Origin of the sequence: Sphingomonas sp. BT-65, assembly GCF_026107375.2 — a bacterium.
Taxonomy (GTDB): Bacteria; Pseudomonadota; Alphaproteobacteria; order Sphingomonadales; family Sphingomonadaceae; genus Sphingomonas.
The window spans coordinates 2,377,965-2,402,379 of record NZ_JAPCIA010000001.1 but is presented as its reverse complement, the minus strand read 5'-3'; the positions used below and the strand labels follow the sequence as shown (position 1 = coordinate 2,402,379).

General features: G+C 67.0%; 22 protein-coding genes. 10 read left to right on the top strand and 12 right to left on the bottom strand.

Going from position 1 to position 24,415, the window contains the following annotated elements; genetic code table 11:
* Positions 1 to 37: 37 nt before the first annotated feature.
* A complete protein-coding gene (locus OK349_RS11450) occupies positions 38 to 979 on the top strand; it encodes a hypothetical protein (protein ID WP_265117928.1) in 942 nt (313 codons plus the stop codon).
* Here the strand turns inward: OK349_RS11450 and OK349_RS11445 are convergent.
* From OK349_RS11445 to OK349_RS11430, 4 genes are all read right to left on the bottom strand, one after another.
* Positions 976 to 1,455, bottom strand: a complete 480-nt coding sequence (locus OK349_RS11445) for an MAPEG family protein (protein WP_265117927.1) — start codon at positions 1,453 to 1,455, stop codon at positions 976 to 978. The genes OK349_RS11450 and OK349_RS11445 overlap by 4 nt on opposite strands.
* 107 nt (positions 1,456 to 1,562) lie before the next feature.
* Positions 1,563 to 2,834, bottom strand: a complete 1,272-nt coding sequence (locus OK349_RS11440; RefSeq protein ID WP_265117926.1) for a dihydrolipoamide acetyltransferase family protein — start codon at positions 2,832 to 2,834, stop codon at positions 1,563 to 1,565.
* Positions 2,835 to 2,839: 5 nt separating this feature from the next.
* Positions 2,840 to 3,844: an alpha-ketoacid dehydrogenase subunit beta gene (locus tag OK349_RS11435; protein WP_265118595.1), complete on the bottom strand. Its 1,005-nt coding sequence runs from the start codon at positions 3,842 to 3,844 to the stop codon at positions 2,840 to 2,842.
* Positions 3,845 to 3,897: 53 nt separating this feature from the next.
* Positions 3,898 to 5,187 (bottom strand): 3-methyl-2-oxobutanoate dehydrogenase (2-methylpropanoyl-transferring) subunit alpha, encoded by a 1,290-nt coding sequence (locus OK349_RS11430; RefSeq protein ID WP_265117925.1) that lies wholly within the window; start codon positions 5,185 to 5,187, stop codon positions 3,898 to 3,900.
* A gap of 227 nt (positions 5,188 to 5,414) precedes the next feature.
* Between OK349_RS11430 and OK349_RS11425 the strand changes: the two genes are divergently transcribed.
* Positions 5,415 to 6,350, top strand: coding sequence for a ribose-phosphate pyrophosphokinase (locus OK349_RS11425; RefSeq protein ID WP_265117924.1), 936 nt, complete (start codon positions 5,415 to 5,417; stop codon positions 6,348 to 6,350).
* A gap of 143 nt (positions 6,351 to 6,493) precedes the next feature.
* On the opposite strand, the gene OK349_RS11420 is transcribed toward OK349_RS11425, so the two are convergent.
* Both OK349_RS11420 and OK349_RS11415 read right to left on the bottom strand, forming a co-directional pair.
* Positions 6,494 to 7,240 carry a sulfite exporter TauE/SafE family protein gene (locus OK349_RS11420; RefSeq protein ID WP_265118594.1) on the bottom strand — a complete coding sequence of 249 codons (747 nt, stop codon included), beginning with the start codon at positions 7,238 to 7,240 and terminating at the stop codon, positions 6,494 to 6,496.
* On the bottom strand, positions 7,237 to 7,764 hold the full coding sequence (locus OK349_RS11415; RefSeq protein ID WP_265117923.1) for a sterol desaturase family protein: 528 nt from the start codon (positions 7,762 to 7,764) through the stop codon (positions 7,237 to 7,239). The genes OK349_RS11420 and OK349_RS11415 overlap by 4 nt, the downstream gene beginning before the upstream one ends.
* Between OK349_RS11415 and OK349_RS11410 the strand changes: the two genes are divergently transcribed.
* The 4 genes from OK349_RS11410 to OK349_RS11395 all read left to right on the top strand — a co-directional run bounded on the left by OK349_RS11410 (position 7,763) and on the right by OK349_RS11395 (position 11,293).
* Entirely contained in the window at positions 7,763 to 8,062 is a 300-nt protein-coding gene (locus OK349_RS11410) for a hypothetical protein (protein WP_265117922.1), read from the top strand. The genes OK349_RS11415 and OK349_RS11410 overlap by 2 nt on opposite strands.
* Before the next feature lie 166 nt (positions 8,063 to 8,228).
* A complete protein-coding gene (sucC, locus tag OK349_RS11405) occupies positions 8,229 to 9,428 on the top strand; it encodes an ADP-forming succinate--CoA ligase subunit beta (protein WP_265117921.1) in 1,200 nt (399 codons plus the stop codon).
* Between the two features lie 189 nt (positions 9,429 to 9,617).
* Entirely contained in the window at positions 9,618 to 10,367 is a 750-nt protein-coding gene (locus tag OK349_RS11400; protein WP_265117920.1) for an electron transfer flavoprotein subunit beta/FixA family protein, read from the top strand.
* Positions 10,364 to 11,293: an electron transfer flavoprotein subunit alpha/FixB family protein gene (locus OK349_RS11395; protein WP_265117919.1), complete on the top strand. Its 930-nt coding sequence runs from the start codon at positions 10,364 to 10,366 to the stop codon at positions 11,291 to 11,293. The genes OK349_RS11400 and OK349_RS11395 overlap by 4 nt, the downstream gene beginning before the upstream one ends.
* A gap of 33 nt (positions 11,294 to 11,326) precedes the next feature.
* On the opposite strand, the gene OK349_RS11390 is transcribed toward OK349_RS11395, so the two are convergent.
* From OK349_RS11390 to OK349_RS11375, 4 genes are all read right to left on the bottom strand, one after another.
* Complete coding sequence (locus tag OK349_RS11390) at positions 11,327 to 11,731, bottom strand: DUF2147 domain-containing protein (protein ID WP_265117918.1); 405 nt, start codon at positions 11,729 to 11,731, stop codon at positions 11,327 to 11,329.
* Between the two features lie 243 nt (positions 11,732 to 11,974).
* Positions 11,975 to 13,225, bottom strand: coding sequence for a sigma factor (locus OK349_RS11385; RefSeq protein WP_265117917.1), 1,251 nt, complete (start codon positions 13,223 to 13,225; stop codon positions 11,975 to 11,977).
* A gap of 4 nt (positions 13,226 to 13,229) precedes the next feature.
* On the bottom strand, positions 13,230 to 14,438 hold the full coding sequence (gene nhaA, locus OK349_RS11380) for a Na+/H+ antiporter NhaA (protein WP_265117916.1): 1,209 nt from the start codon (positions 14,436 to 14,438) through the stop codon (positions 13,230 to 13,232).
* Between the two features lie 105 nt (positions 14,439 to 14,543).
* On the bottom strand, positions 14,544 to 16,133 hold the full coding sequence (locus OK349_RS11375; RefSeq protein WP_265117915.1) for a lysine--tRNA ligase: 1,590 nt from the start codon (positions 16,131 to 16,133) through the stop codon (positions 14,544 to 14,546).
* Between the two features lie 140 nt (positions 16,134 to 16,273).
* Here OK349_RS11375 and OK349_RS11370 point away from each other — a divergent pair, with 140 nt between their 5' ends.
* Both OK349_RS11370 and OK349_RS11365 read left to right on the top strand, forming a co-directional pair.
* A complete protein-coding gene (locus OK349_RS11370) occupies positions 16,274 to 16,522 on the top strand; it encodes a FeoA family protein (RefSeq protein ID WP_265117914.1) in 249 nt (82 codons plus the stop codon).
* Positions 16,519 to 18,366, top strand: coding sequence for a ferrous iron transporter B (locus OK349_RS11365; protein WP_265117913.1), 1,848 nt, complete (start codon positions 16,519 to 16,521; stop codon positions 18,364 to 18,366). Before OK349_RS11370 ends, OK349_RS11365 begins: the two co-directional genes overlap by 4 nt.
* Before the next feature lie 173 nt (positions 18,367 to 18,539).
* Here the strand turns inward: OK349_RS11365 and OK349_RS11360 are convergent, their stop codons facing one another.
* Positions 18,540 to 18,713 carry a DUF4169 family protein gene (locus tag OK349_RS11360; protein WP_265117912.1) on the bottom strand — a complete coding sequence of 58 codons (174 nt, stop codon included), beginning with the start codon at positions 18,711 to 18,713 and terminating at the stop codon, positions 18,540 to 18,542.
* A gap of 51 nt (positions 18,714 to 18,764) precedes the next feature.
* On the opposite strand from OK349_RS11360, the gene ssb reads away from it, so the two are divergent.
* Entirely contained in the window at positions 18,765 to 19,313 is a 549-nt protein-coding gene (gene ssb / locus OK349_RS11355; RefSeq protein WP_265117911.1) for a single-stranded DNA-binding protein, read from the top strand.
* Between the two features lie 7 nt (positions 19,314 to 19,320).
* Here the strand turns inward: ssb and OK349_RS11350 are convergent, their stop codons facing one another.
* On the bottom strand, positions 19,321 to 20,844 hold the full coding sequence (locus OK349_RS11350; protein WP_265117910.1) for a tryptophan halogenase family protein: 1,524 nt from the start codon (positions 20,842 to 20,844) through the stop codon (positions 19,321 to 19,323).
* A 412-nt stretch (positions 20,845 to 21,256) separates the two neighbouring features.
* Here OK349_RS11350 and OK349_RS11345 point away from each other — a divergent pair, with 412 nt between their 5' ends.
* Positions 21,257 to 24,325, top strand: coding sequence for a TonB-dependent receptor domain-containing protein (locus tag OK349_RS11345; RefSeq protein WP_265117909.1), 3,069 nt, complete (start codon positions 21,257 to 21,259; stop codon positions 24,323 to 24,325).
* Positions 24,326 to 24,415: the final 90 nt, after the last annotated feature.

Below are 24,415 nucleotides of genomic sequence, written 5' to 3'. Positions count from 1 at the left end.
CCCTTGCTAGATCGATGCGGGGCAAGGGGGCGCAAGCATGAGCGGGGAACTCGAATTCGCGGACGAGGGTATGCGGCGGAGCGCAGTGTTCGGCTGGCCGCTGCTCATTGCGCTGCTCAGCTGCCTCGCGCTCATCCTCGCCAGCGCGTTCGCGCCGGCGCTGCTCCCGCGTCTCGATCTCTCGACCATGGTGCTGGCCGGCGCGGGGGCAGGGCTTGCGCTGTGGCTGCTGGTGCTGCTGGCGGGGAGCCGCACGCGGCAATGGCTGGTGGTCGGGGGCGCACTGCTCGTGCTTCCAGCGGCGGGGGCATTGGCGGGGCTGGGTGCGGGCCGCATCCATGTCGCGCGTTCCGCGGAGGATGCGCGGACCTTCGCCGAGCTCGACATCGCCGCCGACGGCAAGCCGGGCGTGCCGGCCGCCGCTGCGGCGCGCGGCACCGCGTCGGCCGCCTATCTCGCGGCGATCCGCGAGGCGGACAAGGATGATCGCGCCTGGGGCGACGCGCTGGTCAAGTTCAACCTCGGCGTGCTGAGCAGCCCCTATCTGCTCCAGCAGGCGCCGCAGATCCTGACCGATTGCGCGTCGATCTCGGACCTGGAGCAGCTGGCGCAGGACCACAGCAAGCGCGCGCGCGAGCGCACCGCACGGCTTGCCGAAGCCGTCGATCGCTCGGAGCTGTCCGCGGCGACCAAGCCGGGCGTACATGCAGTCGTCACCGCGGGCGACGAGGATGCGCGGCTGGCGAACCGGGTCGAGCTGGCCCGTGCCAGCCGGGCGCAATGCGAACTGCTCGCGCGCCGGACCTGGCACAATGCGGCGGGTTATTTCGGCTTCGCCAATGCGGGCGATCGCGCGACGTTCGCCGGGACGACGCGGCGGGTGCTGGCGGCGGCGGGCGAGACCGAGGCGTTGCAGCGCGCGGCGAAGGAAGGGCGGATCGCCGGGCGCGAGCAGGTGCGCGAGGCGCTGACGCGCTAGCGTTCGGCCACGGGCGGCTTGCGGAGCGCGGCGAACAGATACGCCTCGATCGCGAGGAACGGGCCGAGCAGCGCGGCGACGCCCGCCCAGCCCGCCAGCTCATGGCCGAAGCAGCCCACGCCATAAGCCAGCACGATCAGGCTTTGCGCGAGCGACGACGCCCCAATCCCGCGCCACAGCGGATCGCGGTGATAGCCGATCCAGTACGCCCAGCGCCCGATCACCCAGGTGATCGCGGTTGCGGCGACAACGCGCGGGTCGGCATAGAGGCCCAGGAGCGCCAGCCCCGGCGCGAACACCCAGAGCTGTTCGAGCGTATTCTGGACGTAGCGCTGGTTGACGACCAGCCGCCGCGAATCGGCGCCGGCGAGCGGATCGATCGCGCGCGAGAACAGCCGCTCATGCGCGACTGCCTCGATTCCCGGCAGGAAGGCGAGCAGCACCGACGCCGCGACGCAGCCGAGCGTGAACCGCATTGGCTCGATCGCGATCGGTGGCAGCCAATGTACAAGGGCAACCCAGAGCCCAATCGCGACCGGAAGCGAAAGCCCGATGGCCAGCGCCAGTCGCGATTGCGCGGACATCAGTCGGCGAACAGCAGCACGGGGGTCTCGAGCAGCTTGCGCAGCGCTTGCACATAGCTCGCCGCATCCCAGCCATCGACGACGCGGTGGTCGCAGCTGATCGACAGGTTCATCAGCTTGGCGCGGACGATATCGTCGCCGTGGAACATCGGGCGTTCGACGATCTTGTTGGGGCCGATGATCGCGACCTCGGGCTTGTTGATCACCGGCGTCGTCGCGATGCCGCCGAGCGAGCCGAGCGAGGTGATCGTGATGGTCGAGCCCGACAGCTCCTCGCTCTTCGCCTTGCCGGTGCGCGCGGCCTCGGCCAGGCGGGTGATCTCGGTCGCGAGCTGCCAGACATTGAGGTCCTGCGCGTCGCGGATGACGGGAACCATGAGGCCCGCGTCGGTCTGAGTCGCCATGCCCATGTGCACGCGGCCGTGGCGCGTCACCACGCCGGCCTCGTCGTCGTAGCGCGCGTTGAGCATCGGGAAATCGGGCAAGGTGCGGCAGATCGCGGCGATCAGGAACGGCAGCATCGTCAGCTTGGGCCGCGCGCCGCGATTGGCGTTGAGGTCGGCGCGCATCTCCTCGAGCGCGGTCACGTCGATCTCGTCGACATAGGTGAAGTGCGGGATGGCGCGCTTCGACGCCGCCATGTTCTCGGCGATGCGGCGGCGCATGCCGATGACCTTGACCGCCTCGTCCTCGCGCGCCCGGCTGGCGTGCGGCGCGTGATAGCCCTGGCCGCTGCCGTAACGCAGAAAGGCGTCGAGATCGGCATGGCGGATGCGATCGCCCTCAGCCTTCACCTGGGTGAGATCGATGCCGAGGTCCTTGGCGCGCTGGCGGACAGCGGGCGAGGCGAGGACCGCGCGGTGCGACGCCGCGGGCGCTTCGACCACCGGCTCGGGAGCGGGTGCAGGCGCCGGGGTGGGCGCAGGCGGCGGTGCTTCCACGACCTCCTCGAACCCCGGCGTTTCCGCCTCGATCTGCACTTCGACCTCTTCGGAGACCGGCGCAGCTTCCGGCTCTTCCGCAACATCGCCGCCGGTCTCGACCACGATCAGCGCCGCGCCGATCGCGACCTGGTCGCCGACCTCGCCGGCCAGTTCGACCACCACGCCCGACACCGGCGATTCCATCTCGACGGTCGCCTTGTCGGTCATCATGTCGGCGACCTGCTGATCCTCCTCGACGCGATCGCCGACCTTGACATGCCAAGCGACGATCTCGGCCTCGGCGATGCCTTCGCCGATATCGGGGAGACGGAAGGTGAAGCGTGCCATGCGGGTCAGTCCTTGAGGATTTTCTTCAATGCCTGTCCGATGCGGACCGGGCCCGGGAAATACGCCCACTCGAGCGAATGGGGATACGGCGTGTCGAAGCCGGTGACGCGCTCGACCGGCGCCTCGAGGTGATAGAAGCAGCGTTCCTGCACCAGGCTCGCCAGCTCGGCGCCGAAACCGCTGGTGCGCGTCGCCTCGTGGACCACCATGCAGCGGCCGGTCTTCCTGACCGATTCCTCGATCGTCTCGATGTCGAGCGGCACCAGCGTGCGCAGATCAATGATCTCGGCATCGATGCCCAGCTCCTCGACCGTCGCCTGCACGACATGCACCATCGTGCCGTAAGCGAGGATGGTCAGCGCCTCGCCCGGCCGGACGATCGCCGCCTTGCCCAGATCGATGCGGTAATAGCCCTCGGGCACCTCGCCGCCGGGATGCTTCGACCAGTTCTCGGCCGGGCGGTCCCAATGGCCGTTGAACGGGCCGTTGTAGATGCGCTTGGGCTCGAAGAAGATGACCGGGTCATTGTCCTCGATCGCAGCGATCAGCAGGCCCTTGGCGTCATAGGGGGTCGAGGGGATCACCGTCTTCACGCCCGAAACATGGGTGAAGATGCCCTCGGGCGACTGGCTGTGCGTCTGCCCGCCGAAGATGCCGCCACCGAAGGGCGAACGCACCGTCAGCGGCGCGGTGAACTGCCCGGCCGAGCGATAGCGCAGCCGCGCCGCCTCGCTCACCAGCTGGTCGAGCGCGGGGTAGATATAGTCGGCGAACTGGATCTCGGGCACCGGGCGCAGGCCATAGGCGCCCATGCCGATCGCGACGCCGATGATGCCGCATTCGGTGATCGGCGTGTCGAACACGCGGGTCTTGCCGTATTTGGCCTGCAGCCCCGCGGTGGCGCGAAACACGCCGCCGAAATAGCCGACATCCTCGCCCATCACGATCACCGAGGGATCGCGGTCCATCATTACGTCCATGGCGGAGTTGATCGCCTGGATCATGTTCATGCGGGTGGTCGCGCCCGCCTCGCCGGCCTCAGCCTCGCTCACGCGTCCCTCGCTCATTTCTTGCGCGCCCACGGACGGCCCGAGGCTTCTTCCTCGGCAATCATCATCTGCTGCTGTTCCTTGAGGTGCCACGGCATCTCCTCGAACACGCCGTCGAACAGCGAATCGAGCGGCTGGTGCAGGCCATGGCCGAGGATGCCGTTCTTCTCGGCTTCCTTCTGCGCCGCCTTGACCATCTCGGCGAGCTCGCGGTCCTGCTCGGCGTGACGTTCCTCGTCCCATTCGCCGAGCGCGATCAGGTGCTGCTTGAGCCGCGCGATCGGATCGCCCAGCGGCCAGGCGGTCGGCTCGCCTGCGCTGCGATATTGCGAGGGGTCGTCGGAGGTCGAGTGACCCTCGGCGCGATAGGTGAAATGCTCGATCAGCGTCGGGCCCTGGTTGGTCCGCGCGCGCTCCGCCGCCCACTGGGTCGCCGCATAGACCGCGAGCGCGTCGTTGCCGTCGATGCGCAGGCCCGCGATGCCATAGCCCAGCGCGCGCGCCGCGAAGGTGGTCGCCTCGGCCCCGGCAAAGCCCGAAAAGCTCGAGATCGCCCATTGGTTGTTGACCACGTTGAGGATCACCGGCGCCTTGTACACGGTGGCGAAGGTCATCGCGGAGTGGAAGTCGCCCTCCGCGGTCGAGCCCTCGCCGCACCAGGTCGCGGCGATGCGCGTGTCGCCCTTGGCCGCGCTCGCCATCGCCCAGCCCACTGCCTGCGGATATTGCGTGGCGAGGTTGCCGGAGATCGAGAAGAAGCCCTTCTCCCTCGACGAGTACATGATCGGCAGCTGCTTGCCCTGCAGATCGTCGCCCTTGTTCGAGTAGATCTGGTTCATCATCTGCACGAGGCTGTAGCCGCGCGTGATGAGCAGGCCCTGCTGGCGGTAGCTCGGGAAGCACATGTCGTCGCTGGCGAGGGCATGCGCCGCGGCGATCGCCACCGCCTCCTCGCCGGTGCATTTCATGTAGAAGCTGGTCTTGCCCTGGCGCTGGGCGCGGAACATGCGCTCGTCGAACGCGCGCACCAGCGCCATGTCGCGCAACATCTTGCGAAGCGTGTCGGGGTCGAGCTTGGGATTCCACGGGCCGACTGCGCGGCCTTCCTCATCGAGCACGCGCACCAGCGTATAGGCGAGCTCATGGAAGCTCGCGGCCTCGGCGGCGGTATCGGGGCGGGGCTGCGCGCCGGCGGGCGGCACCTCGACATCGGCGAAGTCCACCGCATCGCCGGGCCGGAACCGCGGTTCGGGCACATGCAGGCTGAGCGGCGGCAAATTGGGGCGCACGGCGTCCGCAGTCATGCTCTCTCCAGCGTCAAAAGGCCTCCGTGTCGCCGTCCAACGCACGGAATATGATTTCAGGCCCCTGTTATATTCTTTCAACGTGCGAGTCGAGATGGGTCAGCAACGCTGTCCTGACTTTCATTGTATCGCGCCGCACCGGTTCAGGCGAATCGCCCCCTTTCCCGATCGGCTCGCGCCTCCTAAGGGAAAGCATTGCAGAGAAATGTCGCTGGGGAGCGAGACACATGAAATTGATGGCCGGCAATTCGAACCTGCCGCTCGCCCAGGCGATCGCTTCCTATCTCGAAATCCCGCTGACCGAGGCCAATGTCCGGCGCTTCGCCGACGAGGAGATCTTCGTCGAGATCCTCGAGAATGTCCGCGGCGAGGATGTGTTCGTGCTCCAGTCGACCGCCTATCCGGCGAACGACAATCTGATGGAGCTGCTGATCATGATCGACGCGCTGCGCCGCGCGTCGGCCAAGCGTATCACAGCGGTGCTCCCCTATTTCGGCTATGCCCGGCAGGACCGGAAGCCCGGGCCGCGTACGCCGATCTCGGCCAAGCTCGTCGCCAACCTGATCACCACCGCGGGGGCCAACCGTGTGCTCTCGGTCGACCTGCACGCCGGGCAGATCCAGGGCTTTTTCGACATCCCGACCGACAATCTCTTCGCCGCGCCGGTGATGAGCGAGGACATCAAGGCGCGCTTCTCCGACCGTAACCTGATGGTCGTCTCGCCCGACGTCGGCGGTGTGGTGCGCGCGCGTGCGCTGGCCAAGCGGCTGGAGAACGCGCCGCTCGCGATCGTCGACAAGCGCCGCGAGAAGGCCGGCGAATCGGAGGTGATGAACATCATCGGCGAGGTCTCGGGCCGTTTCTGCATCCTGATCGACGACATCGTCGATTCGGCCGGCACGCTGTGCAACGCCGCCGCGGCGCTCAAGGAAGCAGGGGCGGAGGACGTCGTGGCCTATTGCACGCATGGCGTGCTGTCGGGCGGCGCGGTCGCGCGCGTCGACGGATCGTCGCTGCTTGAGCTGGTGATCACCGATTCGATCGGCAATCACAACGTCATCGCCGACGCCCAGAAAATCCGCCACCTCACCATCGCGCCGCTGATCGCCGAAGCCATCCGCCGCATCGCGGACGAGAGCTCGGTCTCCAGCCTGTTCGACTGAGATTTGGCTTCAACCTCTTTGCCGTCATGCTGAACTTGTTTCAGCATCCATCGTACCCCAGGCGGCTCAGTCGCCTGCGGAGAAATGGACCCTGAAACAAGTTCAGGGTGACGGGAGCGGGAGTTGTGAAGGCGCCGGAAGGCTTATGCCAGCGCCTTCCAGACGAGGACCGCACCTACCGCGATCATCAGCCAGTAGATCGCAGTGTAGAAACGCTCGGGCGAGACGCGCCGCACCAGCCACACCCCGGCGAAGGTCGAGGCGACCGCGACCGGCAGCAGCGCCGCCGAGGTCAGCAGATTCTCGCGCGTGAACTGGCCGAGCGCGAGATAGGCGGGCACCTTGATCCAGTTAACCAGCGCGAAATAGACCGCGGTGGTCCCCACCAGCATGTCGCGTTCGAGCCGGCGCGGCAGCACCCATAGCTGCCACGGCGGCTGCCCGGCATGCGCGATCTGGCTGGTGAAGCCCGAGGCGATGCCGAACAGCGATCCGACCCAGCCCGGCGAGGTCGACGGCGCGGGGGCGCCATGGCGGTCGCGCCACAGGCGATAGGCGCCGAACAGCATCGAGATGCCGCCGACCATCGCCAGCACGGCATCCGCCGAGACGCTCGCCGCATACCAATAGCCGAGCGCGATGCCGATCACCGCCCCCGCCAGCGTCCAGCCGAGCACGAACCAGTCGACGGTCCGCCGGAACGCCCAAACCCCGACCACGTCCTGCGCGATCAGCAGCGGGAGCAGGATCGCCGCCGCCTGCACCGGATCGGTGGCGAAGGCGATCATCGGCAGCGAAAGCGCGCCCGCCCCCGCGAATCCGCCCTTGGACAGGCCGATCAGCGCGACGGCGGGGATCGCCAGCGCGTAGAAGAGCGGATCGGAAATCAGGAGCGGGCAGCCGGGGCACGCATGCCGGCATTGCCGCGCGCATTGAGCTGCGCCTTGAGCTGCTCAGGCGCCGACGCCCACAGGAAGCCGAAGCTCACCGTGCCGTCCCTGGTTTCCACGGCATGATGCAAGCGGTGCGCCTGGATGATGCGCTTCATGTAGCTCGATCTGGGCAAATAGCGGTGGCCGATCCGCTTGTGCACGATCACGTCGTGGAACCCGAAATAGATCGCGCCATAGGCGGCGATCCCGGCGCCGATCCAGGTGAAGCCCGGCCACCAGCCCAGTTGCACCCCGCCGAGCAGCAGCACGATCGAGGGGATCGCGAACACGACGGCATAGAGATCGTTGAGCTCGAACATGCCGGCGCGCGGCTCGTGATGGCTCCTATGCAGGAACCAGCCCGGCCCGTGCATCACCCAGCGATGCGCGGCATAGGCCACCCCCTCCATCGCCGCGATGGTGCCGAGGAACAGCGCGATGCCGATTGCCGGGTGCATGCGCGCGATATAGCGACGCGGCATGCGAAGCGCATCCTTTCTCCTTCTGCTCGTCTTGTCGGCCTGCGCCGTGCCCGAGGACCGGCTGCGGACGGGCCTGGTCAATGCCGGGCTGCCGCGCCCGCTCGCCGCGTGCATGGCCGAGCGGATGGTCGACCGGCTCAGCCTCGCCCAGCTGATGCGCCTCGCCGACCTGCCCAGGGCGCGCGAGGCCGAGTCGGTCGATCGCTTCCTCCGCCGCGTGCGCGCGCTCGGTGACCCAGAAATTCTTTCGGTCACCTCCAGCTCGGCTGCGCTGTGCGCGACAGGGCTTGCTCGCTGAAGCGCTGGGAATGTTGGATTTCGCCTGACATGGTTCGAGTCGGGCAAAGCGTCACCGAGCCCTCACGCGCGCGGGTGGGACCTTTGTGACTTTTCGCGGTTTGATTCGACTTCGCCCCTGTGCTTAAGGCGGCGGGATTTTTGCTGCGCACGCGAAGGGGTCGCCGATGAACATCCACGAATATCAGGCCAAGGAACTGCTCGCGAAGTTCGGCGCGCCGATCGCGGCCGGTCATGCCGCCTTCACCGTCGAGGAAGCGGTCGAGGCCGCCAAGAAGCTCCCCGGGCCGCTGTTCGTGGTGAAGTCACAGATCCATGCCGGCGGCCGCGGCAAGGGCAAGTTCAAGGAGCTCGGCCCCGATGCCAAGGGCGGCGTCCGCCTCGCCTTCAGCCTCGACGAGGTGCGCGCGCACGCCACCGACATGCTCGGCAACACGCTGGTGACGATCCAGACCGGCGAGGCCGGCAAGCAAGTCAACCGCCTCTACATCACCGACGGCGCCGACATCGCCAAGGAATTCTACCTCGCGCTCCTCGTCGACCGTGCGTCGAGCGAGATCGCCTTCGTCGTCTCGACCGAGGGCGGCATGGACATCGAGGAAGTCGCGCATTCGACCCCCGAGAAGATCAAGACCTTCTCGGTCGATCCCGCGACCGGCTTCATGCCCCACCACGGCCGCACCGTCGCCGCCGCGCTCGGCCTCACCGGCGAGCAGGGCAAGCAGGCGGCGAAGGTCGCCAAGTCGCTCTACGACGCCTTCCTCGCCACCGACGCCTCGCAGATCGAGATCAACCCGCTGGCGCTGACCGAGCAGGGCAACCTGCTCGTGCTCGACGCCAAGGTCGGCTTCGATTCGAACGCGATGTTCCGCCACAAGGACCTGATGGAGCTGCGCGACGAGAGCGAGGAGGATCCCGCCGAGCTCGAGGCGTCGAAGTACGACCTCGCTTACATCAAGCTCGACGGCGATATCGGCTGCATGGTCAACGGCGCCGGCCTTGCCATGGCGACGATGGACATCATCAAGCTCAACGGCATGTTCCCGGCCAATTTCCTCGACGTCGGCGGCGGCGCCTCGAAGGAGAAGGTGACGGCGGCGTTCAAGATCATCCTCGCCGATCCCGCGGTGAAGGGCATTCTCGTCAACATCTTCGGCGGGATCATGAAGTGCGACATCATCGCCGAGGGCATCGTCGCCGCGGCGAAGGAAGTGAACCTGTCGGTGCCGCTCGTGGTCCGGCTCGAGGGCACCAATGTCGAGGAAGGCAAGGCCATCCTCGCCAATTCGGGCCTCGCCATCGTCCCGGCCAACGATCTCGGCGATGCGGCACGCAAGATCGTCGCGGAGGTCAAGCAGGCTGCTTGATCGCCCGGCATTCGAAGCCCATTGAAAGGGGGTTCGGGGCGGCGGCCGCCCCGGCCCCCTTTTGCGTTTTGTGCGGGTGACGTTACGGCAATCGGCCGATTCCATACCGGACTTGCGAAAACGGCCTGAATTGACCAAGGAAACCGCAGACTCGAAACTGCAAAACGACGCGATCAAGCGGAGGACGCGATGAAAGTGCTGGTGCCGGTCAAGCGTGTGCTTGACTATAATGTGAAGCCGCGGGTGAAGGCGGACGGGACGGGGGTCGACCTCGCCAACGTCAAGATGAGCATGAACCCGTTCGACGAGATCGCCGTGGAAGAGGCGATCCGCCTCAAGGAAAAGGGCGTGGCGACCGAAATCATCGTGGTCTCGATCGGCGAGGCCAAGGCGCAGGAGACGTTGCGCACGGCGCTGGCGATGGGCGCCGACCGCGCGATCCTGATCCAGTCCGACGGCCCGGTCGAGCCGCTCGGCGTCGCCAAGCTGCTCGCGAAGGTCGCCGAGGCGGAGCAGCCCGGCCTCGTCATCCTCGGCAAGCAGGCGATCGACGACGACAACAACCAGACCGGCCAGATGCTGGGCGCGCTGCTCGGCTGGGGCCAGGGCACCTTCGCCAGCAAGGTCGAGGTCGCGGGCGAGCAGGTCGACGTGACGCGCGAGGTCGATGGCGGGCTCGAAACGGTCAAGCTCAAGCTTCCCGCGATCGTCACCACCGATCTTCGCCTCAACGAGCCGCGCTACGCCTCGCTGCCCAACATCATGAAGGCGAAGAGCAAGCCGCTCGAGCAGAAGACCCCGGCCGACTACGGCGTCGATGTGGCCCCGCGTCTCACCGTCGTCAGCGTCGCCGAGCCGCCCAAGCGGACGGCGGGCGTCAAGGTTGCGGATGTGGATGAGCTTGTCGGCAAGCTCAAGGCGCTGGGAGTTGCGAAATGAGCGTTCTGGTCTGGGTCGAACACGACAATGCGTCGGTCAAGGACGCCACGCTCGCCGCCGTCACGGCGGGTGCCAAGCTGGGCGACGTCGTTGCTCTGGTCGCCGGGCAGGGCGCGCAGGCTGCGGCCGACGCCGCGGCCAAGATCGCCGGCGTGTCCAAGGTGCTGCTGGCGGATGACGCCGCCTATGGCCACGCGCTGGCCGAGAATATCGCGCCGCTGATCGCCGAGCTGATGTCCGGCTACGACGCGTTCGTCGCGCCCGCCACCACCACTGGCAAGAACATCGCGCCGCGCGTCGCCGCGTTGCTCGACGTGATGCAGGTCTCCGAAGTGCTCTCGGTCGAAAGCGCCGATACCTTCACGCGCCCGATCTACGCCGGTAACGCGATCGCCACCGTCAAGTCATCGGACGCCAAGAAGGTCCTCACCGTGCGCGGCACCGCGTTCGAAAAGGCCGCGGCCGAGGGCGGCTCGGCCAGCGTCGAAGCCGTGTCGGGCAAGGGCGATGCGGGCATCTCGATCTTCGTCGGGGCCGAGATCGCCAAGTCGGAGCGACCGGAGCTCACCAGCGCGAAGGTGATCGTCTCGGGCGGCCGGGCATTGGGCTCGTCGGAGCAGTTCCACGGCCTGATCGACCCGCTCGCCGACAAGCTCGGCGCCGCCGTCGGCGCGAGCCGCGCGGCGGTCGATGCGGGCTATGCGCCGAACGACTATCAGGTCGGCCAGACCGGCAAGATCGTCGCGCCGGAAGTCTATGTCGCGATCGGCATCTCGGGCGCGATCCAGCACCTTGCGGGCATGAAGGACAGCAAGACGATCATCGCGATCAACAAGGACGAGGACGCCCCGATCTTCCAGGTCGCGGACATCGGCCTGGTCGGCGACCTGTTCAAGATCGTGCCGGAGCTGACAGAGAAGCTCTGATCGTAATGGCGGGGCGGTTTCGGCCGCCCCGTTCTATGGCTGGATCCGCGTCCAGATCTGCGATTTGCAGCCGATCCGCCCGACCAGGCAGCCCTTGCCTTCGATGCGGTTGGGATCGAGCACGCTGACCGTGCCCGAGAAGGTCTTGTTGATGTCGGGCACGAACACCCGGCCGCGCCACACGCCGGGCTTTTCCTGACGGAAGTCGCGGAACAGCCGCGCGCCGATCAGCTGCGCGGTGCCGCCGCGCGCGGCGTCGGCCTTGGCCTTGTCGTTCGCCCACACCACCACCCCGCACATCCGCTGGCCGCACGGCTCGGCGCGGACGTGCACGCTGTTGGAGGGGTTGCGCCAGACGCCGAACGACTGGTCGCGGGCTTCTGCGGAAAGGGCGGGCGCGACGGCCAGCAATGCGATGGACAAGCCGAGGACGCGCATGCGGTTACTCCATTGCCTGGCTCTGATCATTCTAGGGAAGCGTGAGGTGGCGGGCAATCGGTGACGCCGGACGCCGGCGGCTCACAAAAGGTAAGGCCCGCCATTTTCATGGCGGGCCTTCCTTGACGATCCGTTCCTCGTGAAAGGTTCGGCTCGTCGAAGTGCTCTTTCTCATCGATCAAGCTGGTAAACAACGCGCCCCTGCCGCGATTGGTTCCGCACCGGCCAAAAAATTTTGCGCGATCAGACCAGCACCAAGCGGGCGGTGGCGATGACCCGCCCCACCGGCTGCGAGCGCCGCGCCTGATCGGCGGGCGCCACCGTCACCATCACCGTCGCGCCATCGCGCAGCAGCGCCTGGGTCGGGCGCGGCAGGGGGAAGCGCGCCACCCCGTTGCTGGTGACACGCCCGAGGAAGAAGGGCGTGCCGTCGGCGGCGAGCAGCCACAGATCAGCCACTCCCGCTGCGGGATCGAAGCGGCGCATGCGGACGCGCAGTGCCGAGCCTGTCGGATCATAGCGCACCGCGATGTCCGGGCGGCGATCCGGCCCCGCGATCTGCGCCACCAGCACCGGCGCCTCGCCCGGCGGGCCGGGCCGCAGCCCGCCAAAGGCGAAGGTGAAGATCGCGATCGTCACCAGCGCCCCGGCGAGCGCGGCGGCGAGCCCGATCGCCGTCGTCCGGGCGATCGGCCAGCGCATCTGGCGCCGCCGCATGCGCCGGGGTGCATCGGCCTCGCGCAGCTCGATCAGCGCGTCGATCCGCGTCCATAGCTCGGCGGGCGGTTCGATCGCGGGCAGCGCTTCGAGCATCGGCGCCAGCCGCTGCTGCCACGCCTCCACCTCCAGCGCGAAGCCGGGGTCGGCGAGCTGCATGCGCAGCGCCCGCGCGCGGCGTTCGCCCTCCACCGCGCCGAGGGCAAGCTCGCCGCCGGCCGCGGGCAGGCCGAATTCGCTCGCGAGTCTGGCCAGCCCGTCGCGGATTTGCTGCGCGGCCGTCTCCGGGCGCATCAGGCCGGCTTGGGCGATCTCGCCCTCGCTCGCGCCGGTCAGCATCGCCGCGCGGATCGCCGCCTGCGCATCGAACGGGAGCGCGCGCAGCTGATAGTGGAGCAGCGCGGCGGCGTTGCCCCAGGTGATCGGTGCCTCGCCGGTCAGCAGCGTCTCGTCCGACAGCACCATCTCGGCATCGGCAAGCGCGGACGGGCCCGGCACGCGGCGGCGCCAGTCGATCGCCGCGTTGCGGGCGATGGCGGCGAGCCAGGCGCGCGCCTCGCCTGCAGCCGGATCGAAGCGCGGCGCGCGGTCCCAGATGCGCAGATACACGCCCTCGGTCAGTTGCGCGGCCGCCGTGGAATCGCGGGTGATCGACTGGACGATGCCATGAAGGATGGGCGCGGTCGTCTCATAGAGCGCCGCCATCGCCAGTCGATCGCCGCCGGCGACCCGTTCGAGCGAACCGGCGAGGTCGAACGGGCCAGCGTCGCTCGGCACCGGCCTAGTCCCGGCGCGCGCCGCGCGGCGGCGCGAACCGGAGCACGAGGAAGCCCGCCACCGCCGACAGCAGCGATCCCGCGAGCACGCCGATCTTGACCTCGTCGACCAGCGCCTCGTTGCCCGGGAAGGCGAGGCCGCCGATGAACAGCGACATGGTGAAGCCGATCCCCGCGAGCATCGCGACGCCATAGAGCTGCGCCCAGCTCGCCCCGCCCGGCCGCTGCGCGAAGCCGGTGCGGTCGGCGATCCAGATGCTCCCGAAGATGCCGAGCTGCTTGCCGACGAACAGCCCCGCGGCGATGCCGAGCGGCAACGGCGCGAGGAGGATCGCGGGCGACATGCCGGCGAGGCTCACCCCGGCATTGGCGAAGCCGAACAGCGGGACGATGGCGTAGGCGACCCACGGCGCCAGCGCATGCTCGAGCCGGTGGAGCGGCGACTCCGCCGAATCGGGCGCGCCGGGCGTGCGGGTCACCGGGATCATCATCGCGGTCAGCACGCCGGCCACGGTTGCATGCACGCCCGACAGGAACACGAAATACCAGAGCGCGAGCCCGAGCAGCAGATAGGGCCACAGGCTGCGCACCCCGCTGCGGCCCAGCACGTACATCACCGCCATCACCAGCGCCCCGGCCGCCAGCGCGAGCGAGCCGATGCTCTTGGTATAGGCGAGCGCGATGATCGCCACCGCACCCATGTCGTCGACGATCGCCACGGTGGTGAGGAACAGCTTGAGCGAAGCGGGCGCACGGCTGCCGAGAAGTGCCAGCACGCCGATCGCGAAGGCGATATCGGTCGCCGCCGGGATCGCCCAGCCAGGCGTCAGCTCGCCGCCGCCGGTGATCGCGAGATAGACCGCGGCCGGCGCCACCATGCCCGCGGCGGCGGCCACCACCGGCAGCCGCCGATGCTCCCAGCTCGCCAGCTGCCCGTCGACGAACTCACGCTTGATCTCGAGCCCGACGAGCAGGAAGAACACCGCCATCAGCGCATCGTTGATCCACAGATGCACCGTCATCGGCCCGTATTTGGGGCTGATCACCGGCCCGGTCTCGAGGTGGAGCAGGTGGAAATAATCGTGGGACAGGCCGGGCAGGTTGGCGACCAGCATCGCCAGCGCCGCGGCGGCGATCAGGATGAGGCCGCCCGCCGCCTCGCTCTCTAGGAACGCGCGGGACGCCGATCGGACTCGAGCTATGCGCGCCCGCATCCTGAACCCCGTTCGTGCTGAGCTTGTCGAAGCACTGCTCTCCCCTTGGGCCGCTTGCGGAAGAATGGCAGCCCTTCGACAAGCTCAGGGCGAACGGAGGTTAGGTCAACCCGCCTTGGCGAGCGCCTCGGCAATCAGCTTGCGAGAGTTGTCGATCCCGTAGAGCGCGATGAAGCTGCCCATGCGTGGTCCCTGGCTGGAGCCGAGCAGCGTCTCGTACAGTGCCTTGAACCAGTCGCGCAGCTCGGCGAAGCCGCCCGTCTTGCCGATCTCGTAGACGATGTTCTGGATATCCTCGGCGCTGGCCTCCGCGGGCAGCGCGGCGAGATCGGCGTCGAGCCGCTGCAACGCCGCGATCTCGACCCCTTCGGGCGGGCGGCGCTTGAGCGTCGGCGCGATGAAGTCGCGGCCATAGGCCAGCGCATAGCCGATCAGCGCGTCGAGCGCGGGGTGCTTCTCGGGCGTCGCGTCGGGGACATAGTTGGCCAGATAGCCCCACACCTGCGCCTTGCTCGCCTCGCCCATCACGCCGACGAGGTTGAGCAGCAGGCCGAAGGTCACCGGCAGCGTCTCTTCGGGCACCGCGCCGTTATGGACATGGTGCACCGGGTTGCCCAGCTTCTGCTCGACCGGCTGGCCGGGATAGTTGCCGCGGAACTGCCAGTAATCGTCGATTGCGCGTGGGATCACGCCCATGTGCAGCGCCTTGGCCTTTTTCGGCTCGCGATAGATGTAGAAGGCAAGGGACTCGTCGGGGCCATAGGTCAGCCACTGCTCGAGGCTCAGGCCATTGCCCTTGGACTTGGAGATCTTCTCGCCCTTCTCGTCGAGGAACATCTCGTAGTTGAAGCCCTCGGGCGGCTTGCCGCCCATGACACGCGCGATCTTCGACGACTGGATCACCGAGTCGATCAGGTCCTTGCCCGACATCTCGTAATCGACGCCGAGCGCGACCCAGCGCATCGCCCAGTCGACCTTCCACTGCAGCTTGGCCTTGCCGCCGAGGATCGACTGCTCGATCCGTTCACCCTCATCGATGAAGGCGATCATTCCGGTCTCCGGGTCGAGCACCTCGACTGGCACCTGCAGCACGATCCCGCTCTTCGGGCTGATCGGGAGGACGGGCGAATAGGTCGCCTGCCGCTCGGCGCGCAGCGTCGGCAGCATCACGTCCATGATGCCCTGGTAGCTGCGCAGGACGAGCTTGAGCGCGTCGTCGAACTTGCCGCTCGTATAATAGTCGGTCGAGGAGGCGAACTCGTAGTCGAACCCGAACCGGTCGAGGAATTCGCGCAGCATCGCGTTGTTGTGGTGCGCGAAGCTCTCATACTTCTCGAACGGGTCGGGCACCTTCGTCAGCGGCTTGCCCAGATACTGCGTCAGCATCGCCTTGTTCGGCACATTGTCCGGCACCTTGCGCAGCCCGTCCATGTCGTCGCTGAACGCGATCAGCCGGGTAGGGATGTCGGACAATGTCTCGAACGCATGCCGCACCATCGTCGTGCGCAGCACCTCGTTGAAGGTGCCGATATGCGGCAGCCCCGACGGGCCATAGCCGGTCTCGAACAGCACCGGTGCGCCGCCAGGCTTCCCGTCGGGATAGCGCTTGAGCAGCTTGCGCGCCTCTTCATAGGGCCAGGCCTTGGAAGCGAGCGCGGCATCGCGCAGGGACAGGCTGGGTGCGGGATCGGTCATGGACGAGCTTGCCGTGCTGGAGGGAACCGGCAGCCGGTGCGCGATCGGTGCGGTTTTTGCAAGGTTGTGCGCCCGGAAAACGGGCAGCGATGCGGATAGACTATGGTCTTTACCTGTCGCAGTTGATAATCGCTCGCATTATGAGTCTCTCGCTGGCGCGCACCGCGCGCAACGTTCCCGCGACGGTCGCGTCGGTTGACTGGAATTCGCTTGCCCCGTCGGAAGCGCGCCGCCTGCGCGAGTTCGGGCTCGACGAGGGTGTCGAGGTCGAGCTGGTCCGCCCCGGCGGCTGGGCCGGCGGCCCCGCTGCCGTCCGCATCGGGCGGATGACGGTGGCGCTGCGCCGGCATGTCGCCGAAGCCATCCAGGTCGCGGTCGCGGCCGAATGAACCAGGCCCCGCTCGTCGCGCTGGTCGGCAACCCCAATGCCGGCAAGACTGCGCTGTTCAATGCGCTCACCGGCGCGCGGCAGAAGGTCGGCAACTATCCCGGGGTCACCGTCGAGCGCCATGCCGGGCGCATGGCGCTCGACGACGGGCGCCCGATCGAGCTGGTCGACCTGCCCGGGACCTACAGCCTCGATCCCTCAAGCCCCGACGAGCAGGTGACGCGCGACGTCGTGCTCGGCAAGCAGGATGGCGAGCGGCTGCCCGACGCGCTGGTGGTGGTCGCCGACGCCTCGAACCTCGAGAACCATCTGCGCTTCGTGCTCCAGCTGCGTCAGCTCGGCCGGCCGATGGTGGTCGCGCTCAACATGATCGACATGGCGACGCGCGACGGCCTGACGATCGACACCGGCGCACTGGCGGCCGAGCTTGGCGTGCCCGTGGTCACGACCGTTGCGGTGCGCAAGCGCGGGCTCGAGGATCTGCGCGCAGCGCTCGCCGGCGTGCTGCTCGGCACCCGGCCCGACGTGCCCGCCGCCCTCGACGCCGACATCACGCATTTCCAGCGCGAGGCGCGCCGTATCGCCAGGGCCGCGATCACCGATCAGCCGCGCGGCCGCGCCTTCACGCGCGCCGTCGACGCCGTGGTGCTGCATCCGGTCGCCGGGCCGCTGATCCTGCTCGGCGTGCTGTTCGTCATGTTCCAGGCGGTCTATGCCTGGTCGGAAGCGCCGATCGGCTGGATCGAGGGGTTGCAGGGCTGGCTTGCGGAGAGTGCAGCCGCCGAACTGCCCAAGAGCTTCCTGCGCGACCTGCTGATCGAGGGGATCATCAACGGCGTCGGATCGGTGGTGGTGTTCCTGCCGCAGATCCTGATCCTGTTCTTCTTCATCCTGCTGCTCGAGGCGTCGGGCTATATGGTCCGCGCCGCCTTCCTGATGGACCGGCTGATGGCCGGAGTCGGTTTGTCGGGCCGGGCGTTCATCCCGCTGCTCTCCTCCTTCGCCTGCGCGATTCCGGGGATCATGGCGACGCGCTCGATCGACGATCCCAAGGAGCGGCTGACCACGATCCTGATCGCGCCGCTGATGACCTGCTCGGCGCGCCTGCCGGTCTATGCCGTGATCATCGGCGCGTTCATCCCGGCGATCAGCGTCGGTCCGGGCATCGGGCTCCAGGGGCTGGTGCTGCTCGGCCTGTACCTGTTCGGCATTATCGGCGCGGTGGCGGCGGCGCTGGTGCTGCGGCTGACCGCGACCAAGGGCAAGACCGGCGGGTTCATGATGGAGCTGCCGCGCTACCAGCTGCCATCGCTGCGCGACCTTCTCATCGGGCTGTGGCAGCGCGCCTATGTGTTCCTGCGCCGCGCCGGCACGATCATCATGGGCGTGACGATCGCGCTGTGGCTGCTCGCGTCCTATCCGGTCGCGCCGGCGGGGCAGAAGCAGAGCGAATATTCGATCGCCGGCCGCATCGCCTCGGGGCTCGAGGTCGTGCTTCGCCCGATCGGGTTCAACCACGAGATGAGCCTCGCGGTGATCCCCGCGATGGCGGCGCGCGAGGTCGCGGTGTCGGCGCTGCAGACGGTCTATTCGATCGATGCCGAGGACGAAGAGGCCGGCGCGCAGGCGCTCGGCAGCCAGCTCTCGTCGCGCTGGTCGCTGCCCACCGCGCTCGCCTTTCTCGCCTGGTTCGTGTTCGCGCCGCAGTGCCTGTCGACCATCGCGGTGACGCGGCGCGAGACCAATGGCTGGAAATGGCCGGTGGTGATGATCGTGTATCTGTTCACGCTGGCCTATGCCGCCGCGGGGATCACCTTCTGGACGGCTACGGCGATCGGGCTGTAGCTCGGGGCTTGCCATGTTGGATTAGTTCTGCTTTTGTTCTCGGATGCGGAATTGCATCCGGCCCCATTCGTTCGTCTCGGCCTCAACGGCATCGCGCCGGGGAAGGGAAATGAGGGGGGACGTAGTGGCAACTTTGACAACTTCCGCAGCCGCCGCGAAGCTTCGGGTACGCTTCAGTCGCGCTTCGACTCGTCGATCGCGCGCTCGATCCGGGTGCGCTCGGCATCGTCGCGCGCCTTCTCGGCCTTGGTGCGGCCGAACTTCGCGCGGTTCTCCACAGCCTTTGCGGCTGAGGCGGTCTTGGCTTTCGCCTTGCGCATCTTGTTGAGGTTTACGACCTCGCCCATCGCGACTACCCCTTTGCACCAAGACATTAACGATCAAAACGCGGAGTTTCCATGGCGGGCAGCGTCAACAAGGTGATCCTGGTCGGCAATCTCGGGCGCGATCCCGAGAGCCGGTCCTTCTCGAACGGCGGCAAGGTGGTGAACCTGCGCATCGCCACCAGCGAGTCGTGGAAGGACCGCAACAGCGGCGAGCGCAAGGAAAAGACCGAATGGCACTCGGTCGCGATCTTCTCCGAAGGCCTCGCCAATGTCGCCGAGCGCTATCTGCGCAAGGGCAGTAAGGTCTATCTCGAGGGCCAGCTCCAGACCCGCAAGTGGCAGGACCAGTCGGGCGCCGACCGCTATTCGACCGAGGTCGTGCTGCAGGGCTTCGACGCCAAGCTGGTGATGCTCGACGGGCCCGGCGGCGGCCAGGGCGGCGCTGGCGGCGGCGCGCGCGAGGACTGGGGTGGCGGCAATGACGACTTCGCCGGCCAGTCGAGCAGCCGCGGCGGCTTCGGTGGCGGCTCGACCGGCGCCGGCGGTCGCGGCGGAAGCGGCGGCGGTGCGCCTGCGGGCGGCGGCTTCCCCGATGATCTCGACGACGACGTGCCCTTCTAAGGGTGCGTCACGCCGCTAGGGGCGGCGCCTTGCAGTGGCGGTCGATGAACGCCTCGTGCGTCGGCATCGCCGCCGCGACATCGGCGTTCACTTCCTCGACGTCGCGCATGAACGCGACGACATCCTCCTCGGGGATCATGTCGACCACCGGATCGTAGGTCATCGGCAGGCCCTGACCGAGCAGCACCTGAACCCAGCTCTCCTCGCGGAACAGCTCGGCCTTGCCGTGGACGAAGAAGCGGGCCGAGGCGCGGAACAGCTCGAGCCGCTCGTGCAAGCTGTCGGGGATGTCCATGTTGCGGACATAGGCCCAGAACGGCGTGTCCTCGCGGTTGGTGACCTTGTAGTGCGCGATGATGAAGTCGCGCACATCGTCGAACTCGAAATTGTGCTGCCGGTTATACTCGGCGATGTCGGCCGCGTTGAAGCCCTGACCGGGGAACAGCGCCACCAGCCGCAATATGCCGGTCTGGATCAGGTGAATGCTGGTCGATTCGAGCGGCTCGAGGAAGCCGCTGGCGAGCCCGATCGCGACGACGTTCTTCTCCCACGCCTTGCGGCGCTTGCCCGGTGCGAACTTGACTGGCCGCGGATCGGCGAGCGCCTTGCCGTCGAGATTGGCGAGCAGCACGTCCGCGGCCTCGTCGTCGCTGATCTGCGCGCTCGCATAGACATGGCCGTTGCCGATGCGGTGCTGCAGTGGGATGCGCCATTGCCAGCCCGAGCCATGCGCGGTCGAGCGCGTATAGGGGGTGAGCGGCGAGACGCTCTCGCACGGTACCGCGAGCGCGCGGTCGCAGGGCAGCCAGTGGTTCCAGTGCTCGTAGTCGACGCCCAAGGTCTGGCCGAGCAGCAGCGAGCGCATCCCCGAGCAATCGACGAACAGGTCGCCCTCGACCGTGCGCCCGTCGGCCAGCACGACGCCCTCGACGAAGCCGTCCTCGGCGCGCTGCTTCACCTCGACGATCCGGCCCTCGGTCCGCGTCACCCCGCGCGCCTCGGACTGGCCGCGCAGGAAGCGGGCATAAAGCGAGGCGTCGAAATGATAGGCATAATCGAGATGCCCCATCGGCGATCCCGGGTTGCGCGGATCGGGGAAGCAGAACTTGTTCTGCCGCGCGGCGAGCGTGTTGAGCGAATAGAGGTCGAAATGCTTGGCCTGTCCCATGGCCACCAGCTTGAGCCACAGCTGGTGCGGGTGGAGCCATATGAGGTCGGTGCCGATCTTGCCGAAGCCGTGGATGTAGCGAAAGCCCGGCTCGCGCCAGTTGACGAACTCGATCCCCAGCTTGAACGTCGCCTGGGTCGCGCGGACCATCTCGGTCAGGTCGATGCCGGCGAGGAGGTTGTAGTCCTTGATCCCGGGAATGGTCGCTTCGCCGACGCCGATGATCCCGATCTCGTCCGATTCGACCAGCGTGATCTCGTACCCGCGGAACAACAGCTTGGAGAGCAGGGCCGCGGTCATCCAGCCGGCCGTGCCGCCGCCGACGATCACGATCCTGCGAATCGGCGGATTGCCATGCTCCATATGTCCGTCCCCTCTTGCCCGGCTCTCGCGGCCGCTCTGCATCTATAGGCGGGCGCCCGTCAGGGGTAAACGGTTACAGGTCGGGGACGCGATCGCGTCGCGAGGATGGCGGCGGCGCCTTTGGCGTGAAGGCGGCGCGGGGACGATTCTACGCAAGCACCGGAACTGAGCGGACGATTTTCCTCAATCTTTAATTGACATCAATGTTCATAATGGGAATCTTGACGTAAGGGGAAACATCCCCGCAAACGGAGAGGATATTTCGAGCGCGGTCCGCTGGGGACACCGGGCGCGCACTGCCGATGCATCTCCTCCGTAAAAGACAAGACGCATCGCGCCTTGCCGGTCGATGGGACGGCGACATCCCTGTGACCGGCACGGCGCGACGCCAGGATTGTGGAGGGGACAGATCTTGAAGACCGTATCCGACGCCGTACGTGCCACCAGCCTTCTCGCCCTTGCCTGCGCGCTCGCGATTCCCGCGCATGCCCAGGAGGGCGGCGGCGAGACCCCGCAGAACCAGAGCGCTGCACCGACCTATGAGGGCGAGGTGGTCGTCACGGCGCAGAAGCGCGAGGAGCGGCTCAAGGATGTTCCCATCGCGATCTCGGCCTTCTCGGCCGAGGCGCTCGACCAGTACAAGATCGAGGGCGGGTCGGAGCTGCTGCGCGCGGTCCCCAACGTCAATTTCTCGAAGAGCAATTTCAGCATGTACAATTTCTCGATCCGCGGGATCGGGACCAAGGCCATTTCCGCGTCGAGCGACCCGGCGGTCGCGGTGAGCTTCAACAACACGCCGCTGATCCGCAACCGGCTGTTCGAATCCGAATTCTTCGACTTGCAGCGGGTGGAGGTGCTGCGCGGCCCGCAGGGTACGCTCTACGGCCGCAATGCGACGGGCGGCGTGGTCAACGTCATCCCCGCGCTCCCCGGGCCGGATTTCGCGATGGAAGCCAAGCTCGAGGTCGGCAGTTTCGACACGATGCGGGCGAGCGGGATGCTCAACGTGCCGCTCACCGACACGCTGGGCGTGCGCGTGGCGGGCGCCTTCACCAGCCGCGACGGCTTCGACTACAACACCTTCACGCAGAAGCGCGTCAACGGCCGCAGCCTGTGGTCGACGCGCGCGTCGATCCAGTGGGAGCCGAGCGACCGCTTCCGCGCGAACTTCATCTGGCAGCATTTCGAGGAGGATGACGACCGCTCGCGCACCGGCAAGCAGCTGTGCACCAACGATCCCGGGCCCGAGCGGGTCGGCAATGTCGCGGTCACCGATCCGCTGCTGCGTGGACGGATGAGCCAGGGCTGCTTGCCCGGCTCGCTCTATGACGAAGCCGCTTATGGCGTGCCCAACGGCCGCAGCCTCGTCTACGCGTTGGTGCCGGCGGAGGGCATCCTCATCGGCAGGCGGCCGGGTACGGGCACCAGGCCCGGGGCCGATGTGTTCGCGACCAATGCGAGCGACCCGTTTGCTGGCCTAACGCAATCGCGCAACCTGCGCGAGATCGCGACCAGCTATGATCCCAAGTTCCGCGCGACCAACGACGTGTTCCAGCTCAACCTTCAGTTCGAGCCCGCGGACGGGTTGCAGCTGGTATCGCAGACCGCCTTTGCGCGCGACCGCTATTTCTCGACGCAGGACTATAACCGGTTCGTCAGCAATCCGATCTTCAACGATTCCACCGGCGCGCTGGTGAACAACCGCAACGTCCCGCTCAATACCGCCTTGTATCCGGGGCCGACGCCGGGAGGCATTCGCTGCGATCCCCAGCTCGGCTGTTCGGACCGGATGCTGTCCGCGGATCTCAGCCGCTCGCGCAACGAACAATGGTCGCAGGAGCTCCGTCTGCAGTCGAGCTTCGATGGGCCGGTGAATTTTAACTTCGGCGTCAACTATCTCGATTTCAAATCGCAGGACGATTATTACGTCTTCAACAACTTCTTCACGTTGTTGGCGGAATGGTTCTACAGCAAGGACAGCAATCCCGCGCTTGGCGGGAACAATGCGCTCCTGCCCTGCGCGCTTGGCTTTGAAGGCAGGGAGTGCATCTATGTCGATCCCAATCCGATCGGCCAGCTGAACAACCAGGGCCACAATTATTTCCTCAGCCAGAATGGCGTACGGATCAAAAGCTGGGCGGCATTCGGCGAGCTCTATTGGAACCTCGCCAGCAATGTGAAGCTGACGCTCGGGGCGCGCTACACCAATGACGAGAAGGTATCGACTCAGGTCCCGAGCCAATTGTTGCTCGGCGGCGGCACGGGAATGGCGTTTCCGGGCGGCATCACCGGCGGCCGGGTGAACAGCGGCTATCCGGCGCTGCCCGATATCGAGCAGCAATGGGGCCGGTTCACCGGTCGCGCGGTGCTCGACTGGAAGCCCGACCTCGGTTTCACCGACGACACGCTGATCTATCTCTCGGCCGCGCGCGGCTACAAGGGCGGCGGCACCAATCCGCCGCGGGTCGATTTCAACCCGGCGGTGGTTCAGTACCAGTTCCTGCCGCAGACCTTTGAACCCGAATATGTCAATGCGTTCGAGATTGGGACCAAGAACAGCTTCGACGGCGGGCGCCTAACCTTCAACGTCACCGGCTTCTTCTACGACTACAAGGATTATCAGGTCTCGCAGATCGTCGATCGCATCGCGTTCAACGAGAATTTCGACGCGACCAGCATGGGACTCGAGTTCGAGGCGGCGTGGCGCCCGTCGCGCGCTTTCCGCATCGACGGCAATTTCGGCCTGCTGAAGACGCGGCTCAAGGAAGGGTCGCAGTCGATCGACGTGATGAACCGCACCCAGGGCGATCCGGACTGGGTCGTGCTGCGTCCCTGGATCCAGGTGCCGTCCAACTGCATCGCGCCGCGCGCATTCGTCGAGCGGATCCTGTCCGGTAATCCGGCCTTCCGGGCGCTCGCGCTGTCCGGGCTCTGCCCTGGATCGAGCCGAATCGGCGACTTCAACCCCGCCCTGCCGAACGGCCAGGTGCCGTTCTCGACCTTCTACGGCTTCACCTATGATCCGCTGGCGCCCTACAATCCCGCCACGGTCGGCCTCAACATCGCCCAGGGCGGAAGCGGTGCGCCCAATGGCGGGCGTGGCTTCTACGCGGATCTGGGCGGCAACGAGCTGCCCAACTCGCCGCGCTGGACGGCGAATATCGGCGCCCAATACACCTTTTTCATCGGCGGCGGAGATTGGGAGCTGACCGTCCGCGGCGACTATTATCGCCAGTCGGAAAGCTTCGCGCGGATCTACAACACGGAATATGACCGGCTGCGAGCGTGGGACAATCTCAACCTGTCGATGACGCTGGCGCGCCCGGCGGATGATCTGGTCTTCCAGCTCTATGTGAAGAACGTGTTCGACGACGCGCCGATCACCGATTTCTTCACCAACGCCGACGACACCGGACTCACCACCAACGTGTTCACGCTCGACCCGCGGATCGTCGGGTTCAGCATGACCAAGCGGTTCTAGCGCGATTCCTCGGCGGGACGGGCGCGATCGACGCCGAAATGGAGGGTTAAGGGCGGCTTAGGGATTGATAGGTATTGACATTGACATCAA